Source organism: Micromonospora coriariae (assembly GCF_900091455.1).
GTDB lineage: Bacteria > Actinomycetota > Actinomycetes > Mycobacteriales > Micromonosporaceae > Micromonospora > Micromonospora coriariae.
Map to the genome: position 1 here is coordinate 5,219,218 of NZ_LT607412.1, position 25,979 is coordinate 5,245,196.

24 protein-coding genes are annotated in these 25,979 nt (G+C 70.5%); 12 read left to right on the top strand and 12 right to left on the bottom strand.

Features of this window, described 5'->3' with window-relative positions:
* The first annotated feature begins 14 nt into the window (after nt 1-14).
* Entirely contained in the window at nt 15-2,291 is a 2,277-nt protein-coding gene (gene katG / locus GA0070607_RS24305) for a catalase/peroxidase HPI (protein ID WP_089020241.1), read from the top strand.
* Nucleotides 2,292-2,360: 69 nt separating this feature from the next.
* Here the strand turns inward: katG and GA0070607_RS24310 are convergent, their stop codons facing one another.
* The 3 genes from GA0070607_RS24310 to GA0070607_RS33865 all read right to left on the bottom strand — a co-directional run bounded on the left by GA0070607_RS24310 (nt 2,361) and on the right by GA0070607_RS33865 (nt 4,006).
* Complete coding sequence (locus GA0070607_RS24310) at nt 2,361-3,539, bottom strand: epoxide hydrolase family protein (protein WP_197701316.1); 1,179 nt, start codon at nt 3,537-3,539, stop codon at nt 2,361-2,363.
* 62 nt (nt 3,540-3,601) lie between these two features.
* The gene (locus GA0070607_RS24315; RefSeq protein ID WP_089020243.1) at nt 3,602-3,850 is read right to left on the bottom strand and encodes a hypothetical protein; all 249 of its coding nucleotides are present in this window, start codon (nt 3,848-3,850) and stop codon (nt 3,602-3,604) included.
* A gap of 27 nt (nt 3,851-3,877) precedes the next feature.
* The gene (locus tag GA0070607_RS33865; protein WP_269458396.1) at nt 3,878-4,006 is read right to left on the bottom strand and encodes a hypothetical protein; all 129 of its coding nucleotides are present in this window, start codon (nt 4,004-4,006) and stop codon (nt 3,878-3,880) included.
* 674 nt (nt 4,007-4,680) lie between these two features.
* Between GA0070607_RS33865 and GA0070607_RS24320 the strand changes: the two genes are divergently transcribed.
* Together GA0070607_RS24320 and GA0070607_RS24325 are read left to right on the top strand one after the other, a co-directional pair.
* Entirely contained in the window at nt 4,681-5,571 is an 891-nt protein-coding gene (locus GA0070607_RS24320; protein ID WP_089020244.1) for an SGNH/GDSL hydrolase family protein, read from the top strand.
* A gap of 78 nt (nt 5,572-5,649) precedes the next feature.
* On the top strand, nt 5,650-6,147 hold the full coding sequence (locus GA0070607_RS24325; RefSeq protein WP_089020245.1) for a DinB family protein: 498 nt from the start codon (nt 5,650-5,652) through the stop codon (nt 6,145-6,147).
* Between the two features lie 39 nt (nt 6,148-6,186).
* Here GA0070607_RS24325 and GA0070607_RS24330 read toward each other — a convergent pair whose 3' ends face one another.
* Nucleotides 6,187-6,930: a DNA alkylation repair protein gene (locus tag GA0070607_RS24330; RefSeq protein ID WP_089020246.1), complete on the bottom strand. Its 744-nt coding sequence runs from the start codon at nt 6,928-6,930 to the stop codon at nt 6,187-6,189.
* A gap of 180 nt (nt 6,931-7,110) precedes the next feature.
* Here GA0070607_RS24330 and GA0070607_RS24335 point away from each other — a divergent pair, with 180 nt between their 5' ends.
* Both GA0070607_RS24335 and GA0070607_RS24340 read left to right on the top strand, forming a co-directional pair.
* Complete coding sequence (locus tag GA0070607_RS24335) at nt 7,111-7,725, top strand: dihydrofolate reductase family protein (protein ID WP_089020247.1); 615 nt, start codon at nt 7,111-7,113, stop codon at nt 7,723-7,725.
* A gap of 197 nt (nt 7,726-7,922) precedes the next feature.
* Nucleotides 7,923-9,164, top strand: coding sequence for a cytochrome P450 (locus GA0070607_RS24340; protein WP_231930261.1), 1,242 nt, complete (start codon nt 7,923-7,925; stop codon nt 9,162-9,164).
* 282 nt (nt 9,165-9,446) lie between these two features.
* Here the strand turns inward: GA0070607_RS24340 and GA0070607_RS24350 are convergent, their stop codons facing one another.
* The 3 genes from GA0070607_RS24350 to GA0070607_RS24360 form a co-directional block, all read right to left on the bottom strand.
* Entirely contained in the window at nt 9,447-10,229 is a 783-nt protein-coding gene (locus GA0070607_RS24350) for a protein phosphatase 2C domain-containing protein (protein WP_089022073.1), read from the bottom strand.
* A 32-nt stretch (nt 10,230-10,261) separates the two neighbouring features.
* On the bottom strand, nt 10,262-10,606 hold the full coding sequence (locus tag GA0070607_RS24355; RefSeq protein ID WP_089020249.1) for a DUF1330 domain-containing protein: 345 nt from the start codon (nt 10,604-10,606) through the stop codon (nt 10,262-10,264).
* Nucleotides 10,607-10,696: 90 nt separating this feature from the next.
* Nucleotides 10,697-11,065, bottom strand: a complete 369-nt coding sequence (locus GA0070607_RS24360; RefSeq protein ID WP_089020250.1) for a nuclear transport factor 2 family protein — start codon at nt 11,063-11,065, stop codon at nt 10,697-10,699.
* A 133-nt stretch (nt 11,066-11,198) separates the two neighbouring features.
* Here GA0070607_RS24360 and GA0070607_RS24365 point away from each other — a divergent pair, with 133 nt between their 5' ends.
* Nucleotides 11,199-11,993, top strand: a complete 795-nt coding sequence (locus tag GA0070607_RS24365) for a helix-turn-helix domain-containing protein (protein ID WP_089020251.1) — start codon at nt 11,199-11,201, stop codon at nt 11,991-11,993.
* 192 nt (nt 11,994-12,185) lie between these two features.
* On the opposite strand, the gene GA0070607_RS24370 is transcribed toward GA0070607_RS24365, so the two are convergent.
* Both GA0070607_RS24370 and GA0070607_RS24375 read right to left on the bottom strand, forming a co-directional pair.
* Nucleotides 12,186-14,429 carry a penicillin acylase family protein gene (locus GA0070607_RS24370; RefSeq protein ID WP_197701151.1) on the bottom strand — a complete coding sequence of 748 codons (2,244 nt, stop codon included), beginning with the start codon at nt 14,427-14,429 and terminating at the stop codon, nt 12,186-12,188.
* 456 nt (nt 14,430-14,885) lie between these two features.
* Nucleotides 14,886-15,329, bottom strand: a complete 444-nt coding sequence (locus tag GA0070607_RS24375) for a DUF6223 family protein (protein WP_197701152.1) — start codon at nt 15,327-15,329, stop codon at nt 14,886-14,888.
* A 217-nt stretch (nt 15,330-15,546) separates the two neighbouring features.
* Here GA0070607_RS24375 and GA0070607_RS24380 point away from each other — a divergent pair, with 217 nt between their 5' ends.
* From GA0070607_RS24380 to GA0070607_RS24390, 3 genes are all read left to right on the top strand, one after another.
* Nucleotides 15,547-16,677 carry a sensor histidine kinase gene (locus GA0070607_RS24380; RefSeq protein WP_089020252.1) on the top strand — a complete coding sequence of 377 codons (1,131 nt, stop codon included), beginning with the start codon at nt 15,547-15,549 and terminating at the stop codon, nt 16,675-16,677.
* Nucleotides 16,674-17,336 (top strand): response regulator, encoded by a 663-nt coding sequence (locus GA0070607_RS24385; protein ID WP_089020253.1) that lies wholly within the window; start codon nt 16,674-16,676, stop codon nt 17,334-17,336. Before GA0070607_RS24380 ends, GA0070607_RS24385 begins: the two co-directional genes overlap by 4 nt.
* Before the next feature lie 213 nt (nt 17,337-17,549).
* Nucleotides 17,550-18,098, top strand: a complete 549-nt coding sequence (locus tag GA0070607_RS24390; RefSeq protein WP_089022076.1) for a hypothetical protein — start codon at nt 17,550-17,552, stop codon at nt 18,096-18,098.
* A gap of 44 nt (nt 18,099-18,142) precedes the next feature.
* Here the strand turns inward: GA0070607_RS24390 and GA0070607_RS24395 are convergent, their stop codons facing one another.
* From GA0070607_RS24395 to GA0070607_RS24405, 3 genes are all read right to left on the bottom strand, one after another.
* Nucleotides 18,143-19,279 (bottom strand): carboxylate-amine ligase, encoded by a 1,137-nt coding sequence (locus GA0070607_RS24395; protein ID WP_089020254.1) that lies wholly within the window; start codon nt 19,277-19,279, stop codon nt 18,143-18,145.
* A gap of 187 nt (nt 19,280-19,466) precedes the next feature.
* Nucleotides 19,467-20,384: a manganese catalase family protein gene (locus GA0070607_RS24400; protein WP_089020255.1), complete on the bottom strand. Its 918-nt coding sequence runs from the start codon at nt 20,382-20,384 to the stop codon at nt 19,467-19,469.
* A gap of 133 nt (nt 20,385-20,517) precedes the next feature.
* Nucleotides 20,518-20,919 carry a ChaB family protein gene (locus GA0070607_RS24405; RefSeq protein ID WP_089020256.1) on the bottom strand — a complete coding sequence of 134 codons (402 nt, stop codon included), beginning with the start codon at nt 20,917-20,919 and terminating at the stop codon, nt 20,518-20,520.
* Between the two features lie 167 nt (nt 20,920-21,086).
* Here GA0070607_RS24405 and GA0070607_RS24410 point away from each other — a divergent pair, with 167 nt between their 5' ends.
* The 3 genes from GA0070607_RS24410 to GA0070607_RS24420 all read left to right on the top strand — a co-directional run bounded on the left by GA0070607_RS24410 (nt 21,087) and on the right by GA0070607_RS24420 (nt 25,978).
* Nucleotides 21,087-22,880, top strand: a complete 1,794-nt coding sequence (locus GA0070607_RS24410; protein WP_089020257.1) for a thiamine pyrophosphate-requiring protein — start codon at nt 21,087-21,089, stop codon at nt 22,878-22,880.
* Nucleotides 22,881-23,016: 136 nt separating this feature from the next.
* Nucleotides 23,017-23,550 (top strand): HPP family protein, encoded by a 534-nt coding sequence (locus GA0070607_RS24415; RefSeq protein ID WP_089020258.1) that lies wholly within the window; start codon nt 23,017-23,019, stop codon nt 23,548-23,550.
* The gene (locus GA0070607_RS24420) at nt 23,543-25,978 is read left to right on the top strand and encodes a molybdopterin oxidoreductase family protein (RefSeq protein WP_089020259.1); all 2,436 of its coding nucleotides are present in this window, start codon (nt 23,543-23,545) and stop codon (nt 25,976-25,978) included. Before GA0070607_RS24415 ends, GA0070607_RS24420 begins: the two co-directional genes overlap by 8 nt.
* The last annotated feature ends 1 nt before the right edge of the window (nt 25,979 follow it).

Genomic DNA, 25,979 nt, shown 5'->3' on the forward strand with positions numbered 1-25,979 from the left:
TCGGAAGGAAGTACATGAGCGACACCCAGGACAACGCTCCCTCCAGCGCCCAGGGCGTGGACAAGAAGGAGGCGGCCGGCTGCCCGGTCGCGCACGACTCCGTGACCGCGCACGGCAGCGAGAGCGAGAACCCGGCGATCGACTCGCCGACCCCGAAGACCGGAGGTCGTCCGCGCACCAACCGGGACTGGTGGCCCAACCAGCTCGACCTCTCGGTGCTGCACGCCCACTCGTCCAAGGGCAACCCGCTGGGCGAGAACTTCAGCTACGCCAAGGAGTTCGCCAAGCTCGACGTCGAGGCCCTCAAGCGGGACATCATCAACGTCCTCACCACCTCACAGGACTGGTGGCCGGCGGACTTCGGCCACTACGGCGGTCTGATGATCCGGATGAGCTGGCACTCCGCCGGCACCTACCGCATCCATGACGGTCGCGGCGGCGCCGGCGACGGCGGGCAGCGTTTCGCCCCGCTCAACAGCTGGCCGGACAACGCCAACCTGGACAAGGCCCGCCGGCTGCTGTGGCCGGTCAAGCAGAAGTACGGCCAGAAGATCTCCTGGGCCGACCTGATCGTGCTCGCCGGCAACGTCTCCCTGGAGTCGATGGGCTTCAAGACCTTCGGCTTCGGCTTCGGCCGCGAGGACGTCTGGGAGCCCGAGGAGATCTTCTGGGGCCCCGAGGACACCTGGCTGGGCGACGAGCGCTACGTGGGCGAGGCCGAGATGTCGCCCGAGGTCGGCTCGACCGAGATGGGCCTCATCTACGTCAACCCGGAGGGCCCGAACGGCAACGCGGACCCGAAGGCGGCCGCGTACTTCATCCGGGAGACCTTCGCCCGGATGGCCATGAACGACGAGGAGACGGTCGCCCTCATCGCCGGCGGCCACACCTTCGGCAAGACCCACGGCGCGGCCCCCGCCGACAACCACGTGGGCCCGGAACCAGAGGGCGCCCCGCTGGAGGCGCAGGGACTGGGCTGGCTGAGCAGCCACGGCAGCGGCAAGGGCCGGGACACGATCACCAGCGGCCTTGAGGTGACGTGGACCGACGTGCCGACGCAGTGGAGCAACCGCTTCTTCGAGATCCTCTTCGGCTTCGAGTGGGAGCTCACCACGAGCCCCGCCGGTGCCAAGCAGTGGGTCGCCAAGGACGCCCCGGAGATCATCCCGGACCCGTTCGACGCGTCCAAGAAGTACAAGCCCACGATGCTCACGACCGACCTGGCCCTGCGTTTCGATCCGGCGTACGAGAAGGTTTCGCGCCGCTTCCTGGAGAACCCCGACGAGTTCGCGCTGGCCTTCGCCAAGGCCTGGTACAAGCTGCTGCACCGCGACATGGGTCCGATCGACCGCTTCCTCGGGCCGTGGGTGGCGGAGCCTCAGCTGTGGCAGGACCCGGTGCCGGCCGTCGACCACGAGCTCGTGGGTGACGCCGACATCGCGGCTCTCAAGGCGAAGGTCCTGGAGTCCGGCCTCACGACCGCCCAGTTGGTCTCCACCGCCTGGGCATCCGCCGCCAGCTTCCGGTCCACCGACAAGCGCGGTGGCGCCAACGGCGCGCGGATCCGTCTCGAGCCGCAGCGCAGCTGGGAGGTCAACCAGCCCGAGCAGCTCGCGACGGTGCTGGAGACCCTCGAGGGCATCCAGCGGGAGTTCAACGAGGCCGGCGGCGCGAAGATCTCGCTCGCGGATCTGATCGTGCTGGCCGGCTCGGCCGCAGTCGAGAAGGCGGCGCGTGACGCCGGCGTCGAGGTGACCGTGCCGTTCCACCCGGGCCGCACCGACGCCACGCAGGAGCTGACCGACGTCGAGTCCTTCCGGGTCCTCGAGCCGCGTGCCGACGGGTTCCGCAACTACCTGCGTCCCGGTGAGAAGACCCAGCCGGAGGTGCTGCTCCTCGACCGTGCGTACATGCTCAGCCTGTCCGCGCCCGAGATGACCGTGCTCGTCGGCGGTCTGCGCTCCCTCGGGGCCAACGTCGGCGGCGCGCAGCACGGTGTGCTCACCGACCGGCCCGGCGTGCTCACCAACGACTTCTTCGCCAACCTGCTCTCCCCGGGCACCCGGTGGAAGGCGTCGGAGTCCGACGAGCACGTGTACGAGATCCGGGACCTGGCCACCGACAAGGTGAAGTGGACCGCGACCGCGGTCGACCTCATCTTCGGCTCCAACTCGCAGCTGCGGGCCCTCTCGGAGGTCTACGGCAGCGAGGACGCGCGCGACAAGTTCGTGACTGACTTCGTCGCGGCGTGGACGAAGGTCATGGAACTCGACCGGTTCGACCTCGACTGACCCGGCTCCACACGACGAGCCCCGGTCGATCCACCAGTGATCGGCCGGGGCTCGTCCGTCGATTCAGTGTCAGGTGCGGGCGGCCTCGCAAAGTTTCCGGAAGAAGCCCCTGATGTCGTCGACCAGAAGCTCTGGTTGTTCCATCGCGGCGAAGTGCCCACCCCGGTCGTACTCCGTCCATTGCACGATGCGGTTCGTGCGATCCGCGATGTGTCGCAGCGGAATGAAGTTGTCCCGTGGAAAGACGGCCAGCGCGGTCGGTGCGGTCGACAGTTCGGGTGGCATGCCCTGGTAGTCGGCGTGCGCCCGTTCGTAGTAGATGCGGGCGGACGAGCCGGCCGTGCCGGTCAGCCAGTAGAGCATCACGTTGGTGAGCATCTGGTCGCGGTCGACGGCGTCTTCCGGGCGATCCTCGGAGTCCGTCCACTCCTTGAACTTCTCGACGATCCAGGCCAGTTGGCCCACCGGCGAGTCGGTCAAGCCGTACGCCAGGGTCTGTGGCCGCGTGGACTGGATGTCGGCGTACCCCTGACGCTCGCGGCTCCAGGACCTGAGGCGTTCCCAGGAGGCCAGGGTGCGCTCGCGCTCCGGCGGGCTCAGCGCCTCCAACTCGTGCGGCTCGGGTTCCTGCGGCTGGAACGAGTTGGGCAGCAGGTTGAGGTGCACGCCGATGACCCGGTCGGATCGGGTGCGGCCGATCTCCCGGGAGATGATCGCTCCCCAGTCGCCGCCCTGCACCCCGTACCGTTCGTAGCCGAGACGTCGCATCAGCACGACGAACGCCGCGGCCACCCGCTTGAACTCCCAACCTGTCTCGGTGGTCGGCCCGGACAACGTGAACCCGGGGATGCTCGGGAGCACCAGGTGGAACGCGTCGGCCGGGTCGCCGCCGTGCGCACGCGGGTCCGTGAGCGGGCCGACGACCTCGGCGAACTCGACGATCGAGCCGGGCCAGCCGTGCGTCATGGGCAGCGGGGTCGCGCCCGGTTCGGGCGACCGGAGGTGGGCGAAGTGAATGTTCGCACCGTCGATCGTGGTGGTGAACTGCGGCCACTGGTTCAGCCTGGCCTCTGCGACCCGCCAGTCGTACTCCTGGCGCCAGTACCGCACGAGCTCCTTGAGGTAGTCGCGCGGGACGCCGTACGCCCACCCCACACCTGGCAGTTCGTCGGGCCAGCGGGTGCGGTCGAGACGTTCTCGCAGATCATCCAGATCGCTGTGCGGAACGGCGAGGTGGAATGGATGAATGACTTCTCCGGCTGCCCCTGTCGTCACTTCGCGCATGTTACGTCGACCGGTTTCGGCCTCGATCAAATGCCACTCGGCAACCCGTCGGTTCCGTCCTGCTCGGCAGCGGCCAGGAGTTGACGGGCGTCGGCTTCGTCGGCGCGGGCGACCCGCACGTGGACCCCCTGCCGTTGCAGGTGCGGCTCCTGTCCGCCGACGTCGTCCGCCGCCACGACGGCTCGCAGGCCGTAACTGAGCAGCAGGCCGACGATAAGGTCCGCCTCCGTGCGGCTGTCGACGACCGTCAACGACACCATGGCGCGTTCCTCCATGCGTTTCCCTCCTTCGTTCCAGCTCGCTCACCGGCCGGCCGGCCCGAAGCGCTGACAGCCGTGGACCCGACGAGGAGGCTGGGCGTCGAGGTCGCGCAGTGCCAGGAGGATCGCCTCGCAGAACGTCGGGAACGGTTGGATGACATCGAACAACACCGACCGGGGCCTACGGGCGTGAATCGCCAACGTCGCCATCCCCGGTAGGACACTCGCCGTCGAAGCTGTGCAGGACGACCATCGACCCGGTGATGGTGATCCCCTGGTCGCAGATCCGGTACCGGCGGTGCGGGAGACGCCGAGCGTGCGTGCGGTGGTCAGGGTCCTGGCCGGGCCCTGTAGAGCTGCCCCAGATATGAGACATCGCCACTCCGCCGCGGCTGAGCTGCGCTGCGCTCCATACGTGGGGCAGCTCGACAGGACTCGCGCAGGGGCCGGTGCAGCCCCGGAGGCGCGCGTCATTCTCGGAGCGATCCGCGCCTCGCGTCCTGTGAGCTGGGTCTGGGCAATCTCGACGTGGCGAGGAAACTGTTCGCCGAGGGGCGTGAACGGGTGTTCCGCAAGCGGCTGGGCCGACTTCGTGCCGTACATCTGCGTGCCGGGTGCCGCGCTCGCCTCGGCCAAAGCGGATCACCCGCGTGCGGCGTTCGCCGACGATCGGCGCTGACCTGATAAAAGTGCCGGGCTTCACCTGCTGGGCGGTTTGCGTTGGTCACCGCCGTCGAAGTCCCACACCCCCGAACTGTATTTAGTCAGATCTATCTATATTGACGTTCGGCGTTGGCGGCGGCAGGATCTCGGCACCACCACCGTCATCCCCCTTGGGAGGCGTCATGACCCGTCCCCGCCTGCCGTTCCTGCCGGCAGCGACCCGGTTGGCCGCACTCGCCGTGGCCACCGTCGGCATGCTGCTCGCCGTCGCCACACCCGCCAGCGCCGCCGTGCCCGCCGGCCGCTACGTGGCGCTGGGCGACTCGTACACCGCCGGTCCGCTGATCCCCACCCAGGTCGACCTCAACTGCCTACGGTCCAACCGCAACTACCCCTCGCTGGTCGCCGCGTCCGGTGCGTCGTCGTTGGCCGACGTGAGCTGTTCCGGCGCCACCACGGACGACATCCTCTACGGTGGCAGCGGCCAGTTGGGCATCGAGCTGCCACCGCAGCTCAGCGCGGTCACGTCGAACACAGCGCTGGTGACGGTGCAGATCGGCGGCAACGACATCGGCTTCTCCGGGATCATCAGCGACTGTGCGGAGGCCAGCCTCAGCAGCCCGCTCGGATCTCCGTGCAAGAACCGGTACACCGCCGGCGGCACCGACCAGTTGCAGGCTCGGATCGCCGGTGCCACGCCGAAGGTGGCCGCCGTGCTGCAGGCGGTCCGCCGGGCCGCGCCCGGCGCGCGGGTCGTGGTGCTCGGGTACCCGGCGATCCTGCCGGACACCGGATACGGCTGCTGGCCCGTCGTCCCGATCGCGTACCAGGACGTGCCGTACCTGCGCGGCATCGAAAAGTCGCTCAACGCGATGCTGGCCAGCACCGCGACCGCGAACGGCGCCACCTACTCCGACGTCTACACCCCGTCGATCGGCCGCGACGCGTGCAAGGGCAGCGGCACCCGATGGGTTGAGGGACTGGTGCCACAGAACTCGGCTGCTCCGTTCCACCCGAACGCCCGGGGTGAGCAGGGCATGGCCACCGCCCTGCTCGCCACGCTGAACAGCTGACCGGGCGCTTGGCCGGTCGAGCCGGCCCCGCCGCGCAGCGACGGGGCCGGCTCACCGGTGCCGTGGGATGCTTCGCACATGTCCTCCTTCCCGGCGACGTTCGCCGAAGACGTGATCGCCCGGCCGGCCAAGGACCAGTTCGAGGCGTTTCTCGATGAGCACCGCCGCGCGCTCAATGACTGCTTGGACGGGCTGACCGAGGAGCAGGCGCGCCGGTCATTGGTGCCGTCCCGCACCACGCTGCTGGGCCTGGTGAAGCACGCGACCTTCGTCGAGAAGGTCTGGTTCGACGAAGCCATCACGTGCCGGCCACGGGCCGAGATCGGCATCCCCGCTACGCCCGACGAGTCCTTCATCCTCGATGACGACGACACGGTCGACACCGTGCGGCGAGCACACGACGAGGCATGCCAGGCGTCACGCCGCGCGACGTCATCCCTGGGGCTGGACGACTTGGTGCACGGCAACCGGCGGGGCCCGCTTCCGTTGCGCTGGGTGTACCTCCACATGCTGCGCGAGCTCGCCCAGCACTGCGGGCACGCGGACATCCTGCGCGAACAACTCCTGGACGAGTAGTGCTCCGGCATCCGCACCTGCCGGTTCGTGGGGGACGTGTCAACGAGCCGACCACCCGGCGTCATCAGTCAACTGGACCACGCCGGTCAGGTAGTCCACGCGTCGCTGCGGTTCGAACTTCTCGATCGCGTACCGCAGCATGACCCGCGGCATGGCCCGGTAGTGCCGGGCCAGGAACTCCTCCTCCGCCGCTCTGTTCCGATTGCCCACCTCGCGCAGCATCCAGCCGACCGCCTTGTGAACCAGGTCGTGCGGGTCGCGCAGGAGCCGTTCGCTGAGGCGGAAGGTCCAGTCGAAGTCACCCGCCTTGATGAAGGCGAACGTCGCCATGATGGCGATGCGCCGGTCCCACACCAGGCTTGACCCGGCCAACCGATCCAGGACGCTCCGGTCCTTGTCGATCAACCAGGGGCCGACGATGTACGGCGCGGACGAGTCCACCAGGTCCCAGTTGTTGATGCGGCCGGTGTTGGCCAGGACGAGGCGGAAGATCTCGCCCTGTTCCTCCTCGTCGCCCTTGGTGAACTTCCGCACCAGGATGAACAGCGACGTCAGCCTCTCCTCGTGCACGCCGCTGCTCAGCAGCTCCGCTGCCTGGGAGAGGGAGAGGTCACGCCAGTACCGGGCGGCCACCCTGCGCTGCTCCGGCACGGAGACACCGATGGCCCGGTCGCCCTCGCCGTACCCGCCCGGAATCATCTGCAGAAACCGGCTCGATCCCTCCGCCCGACGTGGGTCGGCGAGGCTGGCAAGGTCGTGACGGACGTCGGCGGTCGTGGCCATGACTCCGCAACCTACAGCGACCGCCGGTGGGCACGGTGCTGCGCCGCGGTCCGGGGTGATGCTTCCCGACGAGCGCGAAATGTCGAACTTCTCGCCGCCAGTGACCCGTGGTCGGCCGATGAGTTTGGGATGATGCGCCGGTCTACCAGCGACACCACCTGACACGAAGGGATCTGCCCGATGGCAAAGCTCATCTCCACGCTGTTCATCTCTGCCGACGGTGTGGCGGAGATCGACCCCGATTGGCACTTCCCGTACTTCGACGACAACATGGGTCGCGCCGTCGGCGAGGACTATGACACCTCCGACGTGCTGCTCATCGGACGCGAAACCTATGACAGCTTCGCCGGAGCATGGCCGGACCGCGAGGCCGCGGGTGGCGAGGACGCGCCGTTCGCCAAGCAGCTCGGAGACGTACGCAAGGTGGTCGTCTCGCGCCAGCCGCTGGAGTTCTCCTGGCGCAACTCGGAGCTGATGAAGGGCGACCTCATCGGTGCCGTGACCGCCCTCAAGGCCGACGCCGGCATCAAGGGCATCCTCATCCCCGGGTCGATCTCCGTGGTTCAGCAACTGCTCGCCGCAGGGCTGGTCGATGAGCTGCGGCTCCTGGTGCATCCGGTAGCGGCGCGCAAGGGCCGCAAGCTGTTCGACGAGGGGGACGCGCCGTACCACCTGAAGGTGACTGCGACCGAGGCGTTTCCGACGGGCGTGATCCGCGTGATCTACTCGCCGACCGCGGCACCGACCAAGATCGGCTACGACGAGGTCAAGGACCAGGTACCCGTCGGCAATTAGTCGCCTTCGCGGGGGAGGTGACGATCCCGATCCTCCGGGAGCCCGATCGTGCACCGCACGCGCGCTGATTCTCCACCTGCGACGCGCGCTCGTGCCGGGATCGGGCTCCCGAGGGAAACTCGGGATGCAGCTGGCCGGTGTGGAGCCCCTGGCGGGCTGGTGGTTTGCCGCCCGGTCCACCGGGCAGGACTGCACCCATGCCGAAACGCTCCACCATGCGCCTCGACGACGCCCTCCCGCTCGCCCTGGAGGGCTACGCCTGGCTGCCAAACCGGCTGCGCCGGGCCGACGCGGACGTCCTGCGGACCCGGCTGCTGGGGCAGCCCGTCATGGCCCTGCGCGGTCCGGCGGCGGCGCGGTTCTTCTACGACGAGCAGAACGTCCGCCGGCACGGGGCGATCCCGGGGCCGGTGCGGAGCACCCTGTTCGGTCACGGCGCGGTGCACACCCTCGACGGCGCGGCGCACCGCGTCCGCAAGGAGTTGTTCGTGGGGCTGCTGATGAACGGCGGCATCGACGGCCTGGTCGAGCGGGTCGGTGCGGCGTGGCAGGCGGGTACCCGGGACTGGTCGACCGGCGGCCCGGTGGTGCTCTTCGACGAGGTGAGCCGGGTGCTGACCCGGGCGGTCTGCGACTGGACCGGCATTCCGCTGGCGCCGGCCGAGGTGCCGGCGCTCGCCGCCGACCTCGTCGCCATGGTCGACGGCTTCGCCACCGCCGGCCCCCGGCACTGGCGGGCCCGGCGGGCTCGGACGCGCCGGGAGAACTGGCTGGCCACCCTGATCGAGCAGGTGCGCCGGGGCGAGACGAAGGCCACGGCGGGATCCGCGGTCGCGGCGGTGGCCGAGCATCGGGACGCCGACGGCCCACCACTGGACGCCTGTGCCGCGGCGGTCGAGCTGCTCAACATCATCCGGCCCACGGTCGCGGTGAGCTGGTTCGTGGCCTTCGCCGGGCATGCCCTGCACCGCTGGCCGGCGCATCGGGACCGGCTCCGCGCGGACGAGCCGGCGTTCACCGAGGCGTACGCGCACGAGGTCCGCCGGTTCTACCCGTTCGCGCCGTTCGTCGGTGGGCGGGCGGTGACCGACCTGGCGTGGGACGGGGTACGCGTCCCGGCCGGAGCGATCGTGCTGCTCGATCTGTACGGGCAGAACCACGATCGGCGGCTCTGGCCGGAGCCGTACCACTTCCGTCCGGAGCGGTTCCTCGATCGGGAGATCGGGTCGTTCGAGCTGGTGCCGCAGGGCGGTGGGGATCCACGCACCGGCCACCGCTGCCCCGGGGAGCTGATCACCGTGGCGCTGCTGCGGGACCTCGCCGTGCGGCTGGCCCGCCTGGACTACACGATGCCCGAGCAGGACCTGAGCATCCCTCTGCACCGCATCCCCACCCGACCGGTGGACGGGCTGGTGATCGAGGTCCGCCCGACGACCTGACGAACTGAGCCGTCGCCGTCGGTGTCGGCCACGCGGTCGGCCGGCGCCGCGGTGACCGGGTGGCCGGTGTCGTCCACCACGCCCGGCGCCATGCTGCCGCCGTGCGCATCCTGCGCCGCCCGGGTCCGCTTCGCCGCCGCGTCCTGCGGCACCCCGATGCGGTCGGCATCGCGGTGCTGTTCCCGCTCGCTCATCCGGTGCGTCCCTCCCTCGGTCCTGCCAGCGGCGGTACCCCGGCAACCGGCGTGGAAACCGGGCTGGCCAGCCCGGCGGCACACCGAATCATGTCCCGCCGAAATCGGTGCAGTGTGCGATCGTCGCGTCGTCCGCCGCCACGGCGTGGCGCGCCTCCGCCTGCCGGACACGGCGGATGATCTCGGCCGGTCCGCTCGACGTCAGGACGGCCATGACCTCTGGCCAGTCGGCGAGCCGAAACCGGTCCACGATGCGGCTGGCTCCGTTGCTGAGCAGGACGGCGCCGGTCAGCCCGGAGACCGAACAACTGCCGGTGATCGCCTCGTCCGCCGCCCGCGGGTCGTCCTTGGCCACCCAGAAGCCGCCCGGCTGGTTCCGGTTGGCGCGCAGGTCCCGGAGGATCCGGCGGTACTCGTCGCTGTCGTCGACGACGGCCTCGAGCGCGGACTGGTACGACCGACTGATGATCACCTCTCGGGGATCGGAGACGACGAGGGGCGCGGCATCCGTCCGGTCGAGTACGACGACCGAGTCACCGAGCACCAGGTGCTCGATGAGGCCGTCGGACAGGCGCAGGATCGCCACGGTCGCCGACGGACTGATGGGGTCGGCGACGTCGCAGGTGTCCCGGTGAACGCTCGTCACCTGCTCGATGGCCTCGGCGAGCAGCGCCGGAAGGCTGCGGTCCGGCACGAGTGACAGGAGGCTGAGAAGGCTGCCTCCCAGGCGGCTGGCGTACCAGGCCACGCCGTGCCGACAGGTCGACTCGGCGCCGGGAATGCCAGCGCCGTCGATCAGCACCGCTGCCGTCGGTACGGCGCCGGTGAAGTCCTCGTTCACGCGGCCGGGCCGTGCCGCGGCACTCGTCATCGTCACCCGCATGGCCCGCCGCCCTTCCGCCGCTAGAGATTGTCGGCACGACGGAGATGGGCAGCCATCCGCGACGAGCTGTGGTCGGTCTCGATTCCCTCGACGAGGATCACCTCGCCGGTGAGGTGCCTCGTCCGCAGGGGTTTGATCTCCTGGTAGACGCTGGAGTGGTACCAGGAGTGGGCGGTGACCAGGTCGGGAAATTCGATGATCACCACGTCACCGGGCCAGTCGCCTTCCAGCACGTCGACGCTCCCGCCGTGGACGATGAACCGGCCCTCGAAGGGGGCGAGGGTGGCCTGGATGCGCTCCAGGTACTCCAGCACGTCGGTGTGGATTGGTGCCTTGCGCAGGTGTGCGAGCGCGTACGCGGTCATGGGTCTCCGTTCGGGTCAGTTCCCGGCGCTGGTGCCGGTGGTGGCGAGCAGCGGGGGCGGCCGGCGGTGGCCGCTGCCCCCGCGGGGGCCTCAGGCCGCTGGGAGTCGGTCCAGGAAACCCAGCACCTGCGTCAGCCGTCCGCTGGCGTCGGTCACCGCGACGTCGAAGCCGACGATCGGTGCCTCGACGTTCTCCGGCCCGAGCTCCCAGGTGAAGCGGGCCTGGTTGTGGTGGCCGTCGACCGGTCCGGCCAACCGGAACGTCATGCCGGGAAACTGGCTCTGCACGGCGGCGATCGTCGCGTCGATCGCGTCCCGGCCCTCGGCGACGGCCAGCGGGTCGACGTAGCGGCCCTCGGGGGCCCACAGGTCGTCGATGTCGCGGCGCCGCCTCGCCGGATCGGTCTCGTTCCAGATCGCGATGTACCGCTCGGCCAGCTCGTCGAATGTGGTTGCCATGGATCTCTCCTCGTTCGTCAGGAATCCTCGCCTCTGGAGAAGATGATTTCCGGCGCCGTGGCGGGCTGTCGATTACGTCGCAGGTAATGGCTGCCACGCCGACGCGGTCATTAGGGTCGGTGGCGTGACGACCATGACCAGGCCGGGACGACCGGTGGGGGAGCTGCTGCGCGACTGGCGCCGAACTCGCGGAATGAGTCAGCTCGACCTGTCGATCGAGGCGGGGGTGTCGGCCCGGCACCTGAGCTTCGTCGAGACCGGGCGATCCCGGCCGAGCCCGGAACTGATCCTGCGGCTGGCGGAGCAACTTGAGATGCCGTTGGCGGAGCGCAACAGGATGCTGCTCGCCGGCGGCTACGCGCCCGCCTACCCCAGTCACGAGCTGAATGATCCGGAACTGGCGCCGGTACGTGCCGCCGTACGGCAGATCCTCGACGGACACAGCCCGTACCCGGCGCTCCTCATCGACCGGCACTGGCATCTCGTCGAAGCCAACCCTGCCGGCGCCCTGTTCACCGCCGGTGCGCAGCCGCACCTTCGCACACCACCGATCAACGTGCTGCGGCTCAGCCTGCACCCCGACGGCATGGCACCGCGAATCCTCAACCTGCCGGAGTGGCGCGCCCACCTGCTCAACCGGCTGCGCCAGCAGGCCGCGGCAACCAACGACCCGGTTCTGTACGACCTGCACGAGGAACTGCGCGGCTATCCCGGCGGCAACGGCCACGCGGCACCGGTCAACGACGCCGTTTCGCACGTCGTCGTTCCGCTCCGGTACCGCCACAACGACCAGGCGCTGTCGTTCATCAGCACCACGACCCTCTTCGGCACACCGCTGGATGTCACCGTTTCCGGATTGGCAGTCGAGGCATTCTTCCCGGCCGACCCGGCGACCACCGAAATGCTCCACACCCTCGCCACCTCCTGAGCCGGCAGAGGTGGCGCTCACCATCCGGCCCGCGGCACAGCGGCGGATCGCGCAGGGCCAGCGCCGACGCCGACGCGTGCAGCGACCGGGTGACCGGCCGGAACACGCGACGACGTCGACGAACTGCCCTACGTCGGCGTCATCGTCGCCGATGTGGACGAGCGCCCCGCCGATGGCGACGGCGGCGACGGGTCATGTTCCCGGCCGGTAGCGTCGCTCGACATGGCCCTTGAGGTCCTCCGGGTAGAAGTAGACGGGCCGGAGGTTGCCGCTCGCGTAGCGTTCGGCCTGGTCGTTGAAGTGCGGCGAGTCCGGGTGGCCGCTCGCGCCTCCCGCCGTCACGGCCCAGGCCCGCAGCCTCGGCCCGAACTCCACGACCGCCACGAAGCTGTTGCCGCTGGTGCCGTAGTAGCGCTTCGTTCCCGGGTAGCGCCGCGCCCCGAACGAGGCGAGCGAGCCCCACTGCGCGGAGGTGAAGGGCACCGGACTGCTCGGCTTGGCGTCGTCGAACGTCTGGACGATCGCGCCGTCGTTGCGCTGGAAGCGGTTGATCTCGCCCCAGGGCACCTGCCAGCTGCCGAAATCCTGCGTCAGCCGATCCGCCGCGGCATCGAGGGCCGTGAGCCGCTGCGCGTCGGTGGCGCGCTCGGCCAGGTAGTCCCACATCGACATGCCCGCGTCGCGCGCCGCCTGGGACAGGGGCGCCCAGAGCGCCTCCCCCCAGAACACCGCCAGCGAGGTCGCGGTCGACTGGGCGGACCAGCGGTAGTTCCAGTCCCGCAGCAGGTCGATCGGGCCGGCGAGCGCCTCCTTCTGCTCGTTGCCCTCGGGCAGCTTGTCCCACGCCGCGACCAGCCCGGGCACGAGCCGGGCGAAGGCGGTGAGGTAGGTGTCGAAGGCCGCCGCGATGAGTGTCTGCGGGGTGAAGTCGTTCCGCGCGCCGAGCACCCGGATCGCCTGCGGTCCGCGGGGGTTCTCCCCGGCCTGGTCGAAGTAGCGCGGATAGTCGGCGGCGTCGGGGCTGTCCGGGCCGGCCGCGGTCCAGGGCCAGTTGTTCGTGTTGAACGCCCAGCCGTTTCTCGGGTTGACCGCTTGGGGGAGACTCCGGAGACTGTGCAGTCCGCGCCAGTCGGTCGCCGGGTCGCTGCCGTCGACCGGCCTGCGGTAGTCGAAGCGGTCGTCGCGCCTCGGCATGAACTGCGGCACGAGGAACGCGGTCTCGCCCTTGGAGTCCGCGAAGAGCGTGTTGTTCGAGCTGTTTGCCTTGAGGCCCGCCACCTGAATGAAGTCCGCGTAGTCCCGCGTCTTGGTACGCAGGAAGCTCTGCTGCAGCGCCTCGACGGGCTTGTTCATCAGCGCGAACGCGATCCACTTGCCGTCCGCCTCTCGGACGATCGGGCCGTGGTGGGTGGCGAAGGTGGTGAAGCCGCGCTGAGCGCGTCCGCCATCGGCCGTGCGATACGACAGCGTGATCGTCTTCGTCCGCACCGGCCGCAGCGCGTTGCCGTAGCGGTAGGAGTGCCGCCCATCGGTGCCGGTCACGATCGTCTCGGCGAACTCGTCGACGTTGTCGACGCCGCTCGACGTGTGCATCCAGCCGGTGTTCGGGTTGAAGCCCTGGTAGATGAAGAACTGTCCCCAGGTGGCCGCGCCGTAGGCGTTGAGCCCTTCCTGGCTCGTCACGTGCTGCTCGGAGCGGAAGAAGAAGCTGGTGTGCGGGTTGATCAGCAGCAGCGCGTGGCCGTTGCGCGTGTGGCTCGGCGCGATCGCCATGCCGTTCGAGCCGCTGGGCTCGCGGAACAGCAGCCCGCGCTCCTCATCGGTCATCGGCACCGAGCGCCCGCTGTAGAAGGCTTCGAGCTGGGTGAGTGGCACACGCTCGATGTCGCCGCCGATGCTGCCTTCGGAGAAGCTCAGCGGCATCCACGGCTCGAACCGCCTGATCACCCGCGGCTGCACCTCGGGGTGTGTCGCGAGGTAGTAGTTCAGCCCGTCGGCCCACGCCTGCATCAGTTTGCGCAGCCAGGACGGGCAGTGCGCATAGTCCCGCTTCAGTGCCGAGGGGTCGACGTACAGCCGCTGGCGCAGGTCCTGCCAGATGGCGCTCTCGCCCTCGGCCTCGGCGAGGCGACCGAGGCTCACCAGATAGTTTCGTTCGATCCGGTTGAAGTCGTCCTCGGCCTGGGCGTACATCATCCCGAACACCGCGTCGGCGTCGGTCCTGCCCACCACGTGCGGGATGCCCCAGTTATCGCGGGTGATCGTCACGTGTTCGGCCTGCCTGCGCCACTGGGCGACGTCGGGTGCGGTCCGCGCGGGAGCGGCGACGGCACCGGACGGCAGCCCCGCGGCCACCACCGCGGCGCCGGCGGCCAGTCCGGCTGCTCCGCCCAGCATGCGGCGCCGGCTCAGCCCTTCGTTCTGCGCGTGGTTCATGAATTGGTCCACCTTTCTCGGGGGTGCGAGAGATCGTGCCGGGTTGGCCGACCGGCTCGGTGGGGCTCGCGCCCGAGGGACCGCCGGGAGCGGTCGGTACGAAAGGGCAGGGCCGCTCGTGGTTGCGCCGCGCCGGCTGCGGGGATCACCGCCGCCGGCGCGGCGACGCCCGCCATCCGTACGCCGATGTCTCGGTGCGATGGACGGGCCCCGGGTTTCGAACACTCGCCGGTCGATCCCTACCGCACAGAGGTGGTCGCGGTGCCGACCATCCGGGTGCTCGGGTGGCTGGACGCGGCGACGATCATGGCCGCCTCCCGGGTGCTTGGTGATCAACCTTCTGCAAGATGCCTACCACTGGTTCTGCCCGCGGGCAATAGACATCCGATGATGGCGTGACACGTGACGTGCCCACGACCGTCGAGGTCGGCCGTCGCACCCGCCGCGCGTCGCCGGTCAGCCGGTGCGGCGGGTGCGAGCCAGCGCCAGACCACCGAGAGCCACCGCGATGAGCCCGACCAACAGGGCCACGTAGGCACCGCCTCGCCCGTTGCCGGTGCCGATGCCACTGTCTGAGGTGGCTACGACGAGTCCGCCGAGGGCGATGCCGATCAGCCCCACCGCCAGGGCGGTCATGGCTCCGAGTCGGCCGTTGCCGGTGCCGACACGACTGGTGGGGCGGGCCAGAGCCAGCCCACCGACGATCACGCCGGCCAGGCCCAGCACGGCGCCCACGAGTGCCCCGAGTCGCCCGGCGCTCATGGTGGTGACACTGGCGGCGATCGGCTGGCCCGAGACGTGTGCCGCTGCCGGTGCGGCGAACCCGAGACCTCCGAGCAGGGCGGCTCCGGTGGCGGCAAGTACAAGTCGGACTGACATCTGGGCGCCGGATCGGTTCATGCTTCGCTCCTCTTTCGTGCGTTTCGACAACAGCCTGAGCATGCCGCCGGGTGCGCCACCGGTCGTCCCGCGGCCGGATGCACTCTGCGCTGCCGCCGGTGGCGCACCCGGCTGCCGCAGACGCCGCAGACGCCGCGAAGGTACTGCGCGTGCGGTAGGCGACCGCTCATCCGTGAGCAGGAGTCGCACCACGGAGACATCCAGCTAGGGTGCGCGCATGGGCACAGGACGGACTGGCGTTCGGGCGGGTGTGCGAGATTGGGCGATCGCGGTCTGCGTGGCGTCGGTGCTGCTGCTCGCCGGGCGGTCCGGGGATCGCCCGGCGACGGACACCTACCTACTCGGCTACGCACTGTTGGCGGCGGGTGGCCTGGCGCTGGCCGCGCGCCGCCGGGCTCCGGTTCCCGTCCTGGCGGTCACCGGGCTGTGCGCGGTGGGTTACCAGGCGGTCGGTTTCGACGTGCCCGCCGTCGCGTTCCTGTTCGCGGTGTACGCCGCCGTGCGGGCGGGCCACCGCGTCACCACGGTCGTGGCGGCCGTGCTGATGCTGGCCGCTCTCCCGCTCGCGGCCCTCGCCCCGCCGCAGGACATGCCCGTGGGCGAGGCACTCGCACGGGCCCGGGGCGCCCTTGAGGTGGCTTGGCTGGTCGCCGCCGGTGCGGCGGGGGAAGCGCTGCGCCAGGCCGAGCGGCGGGCGGACGAGGCCGAGCGCACCAGGGAGGAGACCGCGCGGCGGCGGGCGGACGAGGAGCGGCTGCACATCGCGCGGGAGCTGCACGACTCGCTCACCCACCAGATCTCGATCATCAAGGTGCAGGCGGAAGTAGCCGTCCACCTGGCCCGCAGGCGTGGCGAACAGGTGCCGGAGGCCCTGCTGGCGATCCGGGAGGCCGGTCGGGAGGCGACCCGGGAACTGCGCGCGACCCTAGAAGCGCTGCGCGACGACGGTGAGACCCCGCCGCATGGGCTCGACCACCTCCCGGAACTGGTGGAACGGGCCCGTGCGACCGGCCTGGACGCGACATTGACGATCGAAGGACAACGGCACGACGTGCCGGCCGCGATGGACCGGACCGCCTACCGGATCGTTCAGGAGTCGCTGACCAACATCGCCCGTCACGCCGCCGCCGCTACGGCGTCGGTCCGGGTCGACTACCGTCCGGACGCCCTCGCGATCCGAGTCGACGACGACGGCAAGGCCACGCAGGACACCACCCCGATTCCCGGCGTCGGGCTGCTCGGAATGCGCGAACGAGTCACCGCCCTCGGCGGTCGCCTGCGCGCGGAACCACGCAACGAGGGCGGCTTCACCGTCCACGCTGAACTACCCGTGGGCCGGACGTCATGATCCGCGTCCTGCTCGTCGATGACCAGCCGCTCCTTCGCAGCGGCTTCCGCGCGCTCCTCGATGTCGAGGACGACATCGAGGTGGTGGCCGAGGCTGCCGACGGGAAGGAGGGCCTGGCTCTCGCCAGAGAGCACCTGCCCGACATCGCGCTCATCGACATCCAGATGCCGGTCATGGACGGCATCGAGGCGACCCGGCGCATCGCCGCCGACCCGGCGCTGGCCCGGGTGCACGTCGTCATCCTGACCAACTACGGCCTCGACGAACACGTCTTCCACGCCCTGCGGGCCGGAGCCGCCGGATTTCTCGTCAAGGACATCGAGCCGGAGGACTTCCTGCACGCCATGCGCGTCGCCGCGCGCGGCGACGCCCTCCTCGCACCGTCGATCACCCGCAAGCTGATCAACCGGTACGTCACCGAGCCGCCCCACACACCCGCCGACGACCGGCTGGAGGAGCTGACCAACCGCGAGCGAGAGAGCGTGGCTCTCGTCGCGCAGGGCCTTTCCAACGACCAGATCGCGGAACGCATGGTGATCAGCCCACTGACCGCCAAGACCCACGTCAACCGGGCCATGGCCAAGCTCCATGCGCGTGACCGCGCCCAACTCGTGGTCCTCGCCTACGAATCGGGCCTGGTGGCACCACGCAACCGGTGACATCGACGGCCCGTAGCAGACGAGGCTGGCAGCCGGCTCCGTCTGGCAACGGCATCCCCTCGCGGTGATCGCGATCGCCACGATGCCCGGGCGCTGGCACAGCTCAGGATGCACCTGACCGCCGTCTCGTGAGGGGTGTGCAAGGCGCACCGCCCGGGACTCCGCCCGCAGCTTGGCGGGTGTAGGCGCCCGAGCGGCGGGTAGGGGGTGGCCATGCTGAAGCATGCGGTGTGGCAGGGGCTGGTGGCCGGGCTGGCGGGGACGGCGGTGATGACCGCGGCGGAGAAGCTGGAGCAACGGGTGACCGGGCGGCCCGACTCCCACGTGCCGGCCCGCGTACTGGCACGGCTCACGGACATGCCCGAGGCACCGAAGCGGCAGCCGCGCTGGCGGAACCTCACGATGCACTACGGACAGGGAGCGCTCGTGGGTGTACTGCGCAGCACCATGGCGCAGGCCGGCCTGCGGGGCCCGTGGGCGTCGGGAATGTTCACCGTGGTCCGGCTGACAAGCGATCAGATCCTGGAGAACGCCACCGGAGTCGGAGCTCCGCCGCAGACCTGGCCACGCTTCGAACTCGCCGTCGACGTGCTGCACAAGACCATCTACGGGTTCGCCACCGGGGCGGTCGCGGATGCCCTCGCCGCCCGCGACGGCGCCGGCCCCGGCCAGCGGCACGCGGCGTTGCGTCCCGGTCGCCGTTCCGACGTGGGCCCGCTGCCGCGCGCCGCCGCCCACGCCGTATCCGGACGGCGGAGGTAGGGGGTCAGCGACCAGACAGAACCGGCGCGCGCGGATCTACGCCGTCACCGGGCGGTGGTCTGTGCCGCAAGCAGATCCAGCACGGCATGGAGGTCGCCGGTGCGCTCGAGCGTTCGCCGCTGTCGTCGGGCACCCGTGCCGTCACGGCGTAGCCGGGCCAGTTGGGCCAGAACGTAGCCGAGGTTGCCGTGGCGCAGGAGCGCCGGTGCGACGGTGGCGAAGAGCTCGTCGATGAGTTCCCAGGCGGGGCGGGCTCCGCCGGCGCGCAGGTCGATCAGGGTGCCGTCGAGGCCGTCGTGCGCTGCCCGCCAGTGCGCGGCGGAGACCAGGCAGCCCCGGACGCGGGGCGCGGCGACACCGGCGTTGATGTCCTCGATCACGGTCGCGACCAGCGCGCGGACCAGCCCGGCGACCAGCACCGTGTCGTCGACCGTGGAGCACACGTCGCCAACCCGGATCTCCACCGTCGGGTAGGCGGCGGACGGGCGGGCGTACCAGTAGACCATCGCCTCGTCGAGCATCACGCCGGCGGTGACCAGCGCGGCGACGGTCTGGTCGTAGTCGGCGGTGGACGCGAAGTGCGGGGTGGGGCCGATGCTGGGCCAGCGTTCGAGTTGCATGGAGCGCCAGCTGGCGTGGCCGGTGTCGGTCCCGTCGTGCAGGGGTGAGTTGACGGTGATCGCCTGGACGACCGGCAGCCAGACCCGCAGGTGGTTGCAGACCTGCACGGCCAGTTCGCGGTCGGGGATACCGACGTGGATGTGGCAGCCGCACACGGCGGGGTCGTGGGCGACGGGCCCGTAGCGGTCCGACATGGCGTGGTAACGCGGCCTGTCCGGCACTGACCGGTGTGGTTCCGCGACGGGAGTCGCACCGACCGCCACCAGGCGTGCACCCGCGTTCGCGGCGGCCCGCTCCGCGGCCTCGCGCAGCTCCACCAGCTGGTCCCGGAGCTCGCCGAGGTCCGTGCAGACGGGCGTGACCATCTCGATCATGCTGTGCCGGAACTCCTGACGGCTCTGTTCGCGGGCCTCGCCGTGCAGGGCGGTCAGCACCTGGCCGGCCACCGGCATGTTCACGCCCGTTTGCGGATCCAGGAGCAGGTATTCCTCCTCCACGCCGAGGGTCAGCACGTCGGTGCCCGGCCGCGCGGCGCTGGTGACCGTGGAACGTTGCGTCATCGTGCGTCCGCTCCTGTCGTGGAAGGTCGCCGCGAGTTCCCGGTCATCAGGCTGGGAAACCCCGCCAGGCGACCGAAATGCTGGTCAGAACGCCCCCGACTCCGTCGTCCATCGACCGCTGCCCGGATGGGGCAGCCCGTCCCGGTCTTCCCCCTGCCCTGGACCGGGACCGGCGTGAACGCCCGTGTCAATCCAGGGCGTCCTTGACCTTCTTGACCACGTTGGTGACTCCCTGGGCGTGCGCTCCGGCGGCGTCACCGGTCTTGCCCGGGCCCCGGGAGCCGTCGTAGGTGGCGTACAGCTTGGGGTCGGGCGGCGGGGGCAGGGCCGTGTCATCGGTCAGTGGCGTCGCCTGCGCCAGGTAGGTCAGGTCGGGTCCGCCGATGAGGCTGGGCCCCTGCGCCCAGCGGCCCTCGCCGGCCTGGCTGTCGGTGCCGAAGCTCCAGAAGGTGTGGTTGTGGTCCTTGTTCTCCTCGTCGAAGTTCGAGTTCTCGATCCCGTGGTCGGAGTAGCCGTCGGCGATGAGCTGCTCGATGCCGAGGAGCCACTGCTGCTGGTGGTAGGTGTCGCGGGCCAGGTTGAACCGCAGCATCTGCTTGACGCCCGGGTCGTCGGTCATGTTCATGACCCGGCTGGTCTGTAGGCGGCTCTGCGCCTCGGCGGCGACGTTCGAGCGGAAATCCGCGAGCAGGTTGCCGCTGGCGACGATATAGCCGCTGTTCCACGGCACGCCCTGGCTGTCCCGGGGCAGCGGGCCGCCACCAGCGACGATGGCGTGCTGCGGGTTCATGCCACCGATGACCGCGGCGAGGACGGGATTGGCGGCGACGGCCTTCTCGGTCGTCTCCGCCGGGGCGCCTTCCAGGAGTCGGGCCAGCATGGTGGTGAGCATTTCGACGTGACCGATCTCCTCGGTCCCGATGTCCATGATCATGTCTTTGTACTTGCCGGGGACCCGGCAGGTCCAGCCCTGCCAGAGGTACTGCATCATCACGGTCATCTCGCCGAACTGGCCGCCGAGGATCTCCTGGAGCTTCACCGCGAACAGGGCGTCGGGCTTTTCGGGCTTGGCCTGGAACTGCATATGTCGGTCGTGTCTGAACACGACGGCCTCCTGTCGGATGGACGAGCACGCCGCTCTGCCGGCGACGTGCTCCCCACATCCCCACCGCGCCGGCCCGTCGGTGCCACCCCATGTCCCCGACGGGCCACGGCGACGCCGCGTGGTGCTGCCTGTGTCAGGCGCGGCTGGCGGCGCTGGTGCTGCGCTTGTTGGCCTTCTGGATCGCCTCGACGAGCTGCGGCTTCGTCATTCGGGACCGGCCTCGGATCTCCAGCTTCCGGGCGACGTCCATCAGGTGCTCCTTGCTGGCGTTGGCATCGGCGCCACCGGCCGTTCGCGCCGCCTTGGACCCGCGGCCGCGCGCGGCCTGCCTGTCGCTGGGGCCCTTGCCCTTCTTGGGCTCCCAGTGATCGCCGACCTTCTCGAACGTGTGTTTGACGGCGGCGAAGGCGGTGCGGTGGGCACGCTCGCCCTCGCCGTACTCCTCGACCGCCGAGTCGTGTGCCTTGACGTAGGTGTCCTGCGCCTTCCTGGGCGACCGCTTCAGTGTCGCCGGCACGTCGTCGCGCGCGGGCATCGCAAACCTCCTCCGGGTGCGTTGCCATCTCAGGTGCCCGACGGCGCGGCCGACCAAACACGGGCGAACCAGCACCGAAACCCGAAGTGGTGCTGTCCGTCCGGTTCGGCACAGCGGCCGGGGGTACCGCCACATGCTGGAGAGCGGTGCGGAGCGAGGAGGCGGCGATGGCGAACGCGACAGTGTCGGACCTGGTGGTCGGCCGGTTGGGGGACTGGGGTGTGGACCGGGTCTTCGGCTACTCCGGCGACGGCATCGACGGGATCATGGGCGCGCTGCGCCGCGCTGGCCGACCCGAGTTCGTGCAGGCCCGGCACGAGGAGACGGCGGCGTTCATGGCGTGCGGGCACGCGAAGTACACCGGCGGGCTGGGAGTGTGCCTGTCCACCCAGGGGCCCGGCGCTGTGCACCTGCTCAACGGCCTCTACGACGCCCGGCTGGACTCCCAGCCGGTGCTCGCGATCGTCGGCCAGCAGGTGACCTCGGTGCTGGGCAGCGGCTACCAGCAGGAGATCGACCTCGTCCGGCTCTACGGCGACGTCTGCTCCCAGTTCGTGCAGACCGCGTACACGGCCGAGCAGCTGCCGATGCTGCTCGACCGGGCGATCCGCTCCGCCCTGGCGACCCGTAGCCCGACCTGCGTGATCCTGCCGCACGACGTGCAGACCGCCCCCGCCCCCGATCTGGGCGCGCGTCAGCACGGGATCATGGTGACCAGCCCGGGGATGCCGGTGCCCGAGCTCCGCCCGCGCGCCGAGGACCTTCGTGCCGCGGCCGACCTGCTGGATGCGGGCCAACGGGTGGCGATTCTGGTGGGACAGGGCGCCCGCGACGCCGCCACCGAGGTGACTGAGCTGGCTGAGGCGCTCGGCGCGGGGGTGGCCGCGTCGCTACTGGGCAAGCCGGTGCTGGACGAGTCCCTGCCGTTCCACACCGGGGTGATGGGGCATCTGGGCAGCACCGCCAGCAGCGTACTGATGGGGGAGTGCGACACCCTGATCATCGTCGGCAGCAACGACCCCTGGTCGGAGTTCTACCCCGCTCCCGGTCAGGCACGGGCGGTGCAGATCGACATCGACGGCCGACGCATCGGTGTGCGGTACCCGGTGGAGGTGCCGCTGCTCGGTGACGCCGCCACGACCATCCGTGCCCTGCTGCCGTTGCTCGCGCCCAGACCGGACCGGAGCTGGCGGCAGCGCGTCGAGGGTGCGGTGACCCGCTGGCGGGACATCGCCCGGCAGCGGGCCACCGCCGACGCCGACCCGCTCAATCCGCAGTACGTGCTGCACGCGCTCAGCGACCGGCTGCCCACCGACGCGCAGGTGTCGGTGGACGTCGGGTCGGTGACGTACTGGTACGCGCGGCACCTGCGGTTGCCCGTCGGCGTCGACGCGCACCTGTCCAGCACCCTGGCCTCGATGGGCTCGGCGCTGCCGTACGGGCTGGCCGCGAAGCTCGCCACCCCGGACCGCCCGGTGGTGGCGTTGGCCGGCGACGGGGCGATGCAGATGAACGGACTGGCCGAGCTGCTGACCGTCGCGCACCGGTGGCGGAAGTGGGCGGACCCGCGCTTCGTGGTGCTGGTGCTGCACAACCGGGACCTGGCCGAGGTCAGCTGGGAGCAGCGGGAGATGGAGGGCGATCCCCGCTTCGTCGAGTCCCAGCGCCTGCCCGACGCCCCGTACGCCCTCTGGGCCGAGCTGCTGGGCCTGCACGGACTTCGGGTCACCACGCCCGGCGAGGTCGACACGGCCTGGGACCGTGCCCTGTCGGCGGACCGGCCCACGCTCATCGAGGCGGTGGTGGATCCGGCGATCCCGCTGCTCCCGCCAGCACAGCCGTACGAGAAGGTCGAGGCGATGTACCGGGCGCTCGGCCGGGAGGACACCGATCTGGGCCGGCGGGCGCTGGCACACCTCCGCCGGGAGCGAGCCACGGAGGGCTTCGACGACCCGCAGTGACGGCGGCATTCGGCGGACGGGAGGGGCCGTTCGAGCCCACGGATCGGCGGTCGCGCGACGAAGTGCGCTGACTCTCCCGTGTTTGTGCTGACCCGGACGGGAGAAGTGTGACGATCAGAGGCGGAGGGGGAGTCTGATGAGGCAGGCGCGGCCGTCGGTGCACGCCTTCGTGGGCACCGCGCTGGCGATCGTCGTTGCCGGTGCGGTCGCGGTCCTCACCCATCAGCCGTGGTTGTTCCCCAGTCTCGGGCCGGCGGTGATGCTGCACGTGGAGAAGCCGGACGCGCCGCAGTCGTCGCCGCGCAGCACACTCATCGGGCACGGGGTGGCCCTGCTCGCCGGGTACGCGTTCCTGGTCGCCTGCGGACTGTCCGACGACCCCTCGGCGCTCCAGGAGGGGGTCGACGGGCCGCGGATCGTCGCGGCCGCCGGGTCGGTGGCGGTCACCACGGCGGTGCTGGTGCTGCTGAAGGCGTCGCATCCACCGGCGGGCGCGACGACACTGATCGTGAGTCTGGGCCTGCTGCGCACCCCGGCACAGTTGCTCATCGCTGCCGGCGCGGTGGTACTGGTCACCGTGGTGAACTGGCTGTACGGGCGGGTGTCGGCCCGGCCCATGCCGGTGTGGGCGGCGTCCGACCCGTCATCGAGAGGAGCACGGAATGGTTGACCGGATCGCTGATCCCTGGGGTGAGCGGACCCCGTACGGGCCGGGGCAGGAGTGGCCGGTCCGGGTGGACCGGTTCCTCGACGGCGACCGCACCGAGGCGGATGTCGATCGGTGGGCCCAGTCGGCGTCGGTGTTGCACTCCAACGGAGACGCCATGGACATCGCGGTCGCCGACGGCAGGATCGTCGGGGTGCGTGGCCGCGCGGCCGACCGGATCAATCGGGGACGGCTCGACCCGAAGGATCTCTACGGCTGGCAGGCCAACCACAGCTCGGACCGGCTGACCCGCCCGCTGGTCCGCGACGGTGACCGCCTGGTCGAGGCGGACTGGGACACGGCGATGGGCCGGATCGTCGCGCGCTCGAAGGAACTACTGGCCGGGCCGGGCGGGTGGGGTCACTTCGGCTTCTACACCACCGGGCAGCTGTTCCTGGAGGAGTACTACGCCCTCGGCGTTATCGGAAAGGCCGGTCTGGGCACCCCGCACATGGACGGCAACACCCGGTTGTGCACCGCCACGGCCGCGGCGGCGCTGAAGGCCAGCTTCGGCACCGACGGGCAGCCGGGGTCGTACACCGACGTCGACCACTGCGACGCGATTGCGCTGTGGGGCCACAACGTCGCCGAGACCCAGACGGTGCTCTGGATGCGGATGCTGGACCGGCGGCGGGGCCCGAACCCGCCGGCGATGCTCGCGGTCGACCCACGCGCCACCCCGGTCGCGCGGGAGGCCGACCTGCACCTCGCCGTCCGCAACGGCACGAACATGGCCCTGATGAACGGGCTGCTCCGCGAGATCATCCAGCGCGGCTGGTACGACTCCGACTACGTCGACGCGCACACCCTCGGGTTCGAGGAGCTGTGCCGGACGGTCGACGGTTATCCGCCCAGCCGGGTGGCCGACATCTGCGACGTCCGGGCCGCCGACGTGGAACGCGCCGCCGAGCTGCTGGGCTCCTCTGAGCGGCTGCTGTCGACGGTTCTCCAGGGTTTCTACCAGTCCAACCAGGCCACCGCCGCCTCGTGCGCCGTCAACAACGTGCACCTGCTCCGCGGCATGATCGGTCGTCCCGGCGCCGGCATCTACCAGATGAACGGCCAGCCCACGGCCCAGAACACCCGGGAGACGGGTGCCGACGGCGACCTGCCCGGCCTCCGGAACTGGGACAACGAGCAGCACATCGCGGAGCTGGCACGGCTGTGGAACGTCGAGCCCGACACCATTCCGCACTGGGCGCCGCCGACGCACGCCATGCAGATCTTCCGGTACGCGGAGCAGGGCTCGATCAAGCTGCTCTGGATCTCCGCCACCAACCCGGCGGTATCCCTGCCCGACCTGTCGCGCATCCGGCGGATCCTCAGCCAGCCGGAGCTGTTCGTGGTGGTGCAGGACCTGTTCCTGACCGAGACCGCCGAGCTGGCCGACGTGGTGCTGCCCGGCGCGACCTGGGGTGAGAAGACCGGCACCTTCACAAGCGTCGACCGCACCGTGCACATCTCGGAGAAGGCCGTCGACCCGCCCGGCGAGGCCCGCACCGACCTGGACATCTTCCTCGACTACGCCCGGCGGATGGACTTCCGCGACCGCGACGGCGCGCCGCTGATCCGGTGGACCGGGCCGGAGGAGGTGTTCGAGGCGTGGAAGGAGTGCTCCCGGGGGCGGCCGTGCGACTACACCGGCATCACCTACGAGCGACTGCGGGGCGGCTCCGGCATCCAGTGGCCCTGCAACGAGGAACACCCCGACGGCACCGAACGGCTCTACACCGACGGCCGGTTCAACACCGACCCCGACTACTGCGAAACGTACGGGCAGGACCTCGCCACGGGTGCCGAGTTCACCGAGCCCGAGTACCGCGCCAAGGAACCGAAAGGTCGGGCGTTTCTGCACACCGTCGACTACCAGCCCTCGCCCGAGGTGCCCGACGAGGAACACCCGATGCTGCTCACCACCGGGCGTACCGTCTACCAGTTCCACACCCGCACCAAGACCGGCCGCGCCCCGCAGCTCAACCAGGCCGCCCCGGACGTGTGGGTGGAGCTCAACCCGGCCGACGCCGACCGGCTCGGTATCGCCGAGGGTGACCTGGTCGGTGTCTCCTCGGCGCGCGGTGGCATCCAGGCCCGCGCCCGGCCCTGCGGCATCCGCCCCGGGGTGGTGTTCCTGCCGTTCCACTACGGCTACTTCGACCAGGACCCGGCCGAGCGCACACCGCGTGCCGCCAACGAGCTGACCATCACCGCCTGGGACCCGGTCTCCAAGCAACCCCTCTTCAAGGTGGCCGCCGTCGCGGTGGCGAAACTCGCCGACGGGCGGGGCGTACCCTCGCCGGCGCCGACGGTCGGCGGCAGCGAGCCGCCCCCGGGCGCCAACGTGCCCGCGACCGTCGGCGGACCGGCCGCCCAGGCAACCAGCGGGAAGGAGTGAA

Coding starts and splice junctions, on each gene's coding strand:
- katG (WP_089020241.1), top strand. CDS start 15: ATGAGCGACACCCAGGACAACGCTCCCTCCAGCGCCCAGGGCGTGGAC.
- GA0070607_RS24315 (WP_089020243.1), bottom strand. CDS start 3,850: ATGGAGGAACGCGCCATGGTGTCGTTGACGGTCGTCGACAGCCGCACG.
- GA0070607_RS24320 (WP_089020244.1), top strand. CDS start 4,681: ATGACCCGTCCCCGCCTGCCGTTCCTGCCGGCAGCGACCCGGTTGGCC.
- GA0070607_RS24325 (WP_089020245.1), top strand. CDS start 5,650: ATGTCCTCCTTCCCGGCGACGTTCGCCGAAGACGTGATCGCCCGGCCG.
- GA0070607_RS24330 (WP_089020246.1), bottom strand. CDS start 6,930: ATGGCCACGACCGCCGACGTCCGTCACGACCTTGCCAGCCTCGCCGAC.
- GA0070607_RS24335 (WP_089020247.1), top strand. CDS start 7,111: ATGGCAAAGCTCATCTCCACGCTGTTCATCTCTGCCGACGGTGTGGCG.
- GA0070607_RS24340 (WP_231930261.1), top strand. CDS start 7,923: ATGCCGAAACGCTCCACCATGCGCCTCGACGACGCCCTCCCGCTCGCC.
- GA0070607_RS24350 (WP_089022073.1), bottom strand. CDS start 10,229: ATGACGAGTGCCGCGGCACGGCCCGGCCGCGTGAACGAGGACTTCACC.
- GA0070607_RS24355 (WP_089020249.1), bottom strand. CDS start 10,606: ATGACCGCGTACGCGCTCGCACACCTGCGCAAGGCACCAATCCACACC.
- GA0070607_RS24360 (WP_089020250.1), bottom strand. CDS start 11,065: ATGGCAACCACATTCGACGAGCTGGCCGAGCGGTACATCGCGATCTGG.
- GA0070607_RS24365 (WP_089020251.1), top strand. CDS start 11,199: ATGACCAGGCCGGGACGACCGGTGGGGGAGCTGCTGCGCGACTGGCGC.
- GA0070607_RS24370 (WP_197701151.1), bottom strand. CDS start 14,429: ATGAACCACGCGCAGAACGAAGGGCTGAGCCGGCGCCGCATGCTGGGC.
- GA0070607_RS24375 (WP_197701152.1), bottom strand. CDS start 15,329: ATGAACCGATCCGGCGCCCAGATGTCAGTCCGACTTGTACTTGCCGCC.
- GA0070607_RS24380 (WP_089020252.1), top strand. CDS start 15,547: ATGGGCACAGGACGGACTGGCGTTCGGGCGGGTGTGCGAGATTGGGCG.
- GA0070607_RS24385 (WP_089020253.1), top strand. CDS start 16,674: ATGATCCGCGTCCTGCTCGTCGATGACCAGCCGCTCCTTCGCAGCGGC.
- GA0070607_RS24390 (WP_089022076.1), top strand. CDS start 17,550: ATGCTGAAGCATGCGGTGTGGCAGGGGCTGGTGGCCGGGCTGGCGGGG.
- GA0070607_RS24395 (WP_089020254.1), bottom strand. CDS start 19,279: ATGACGCAACGTTCCACGGTCACCAGCGCCGCGCGGCCGGGCACCGAC.
- GA0070607_RS24405 (WP_089020256.1), bottom strand. CDS start 20,919: ATGCCCGCGCGCGACGACGTGCCGGCGACACTGAAGCGGTCGCCCAGG.
- GA0070607_RS24410 (WP_089020257.1), top strand. CDS start 21,087: ATGGCGAACGCGACAGTGTCGGACCTGGTGGTCGGCCGGTTGGGGGAC.
- GA0070607_RS24415 (WP_089020258.1), top strand. CDS start 23,017: ATGAGGCAGGCGCGGCCGTCGGTGCACGCCTTCGTGGGCACCGCGCTG.
- GA0070607_RS24420 (WP_089020259.1), top strand. CDS start 23,543: ATGGTTGACCGGATCGCTGATCCCTGGGGTGAGCGGACCCCGTACGGG.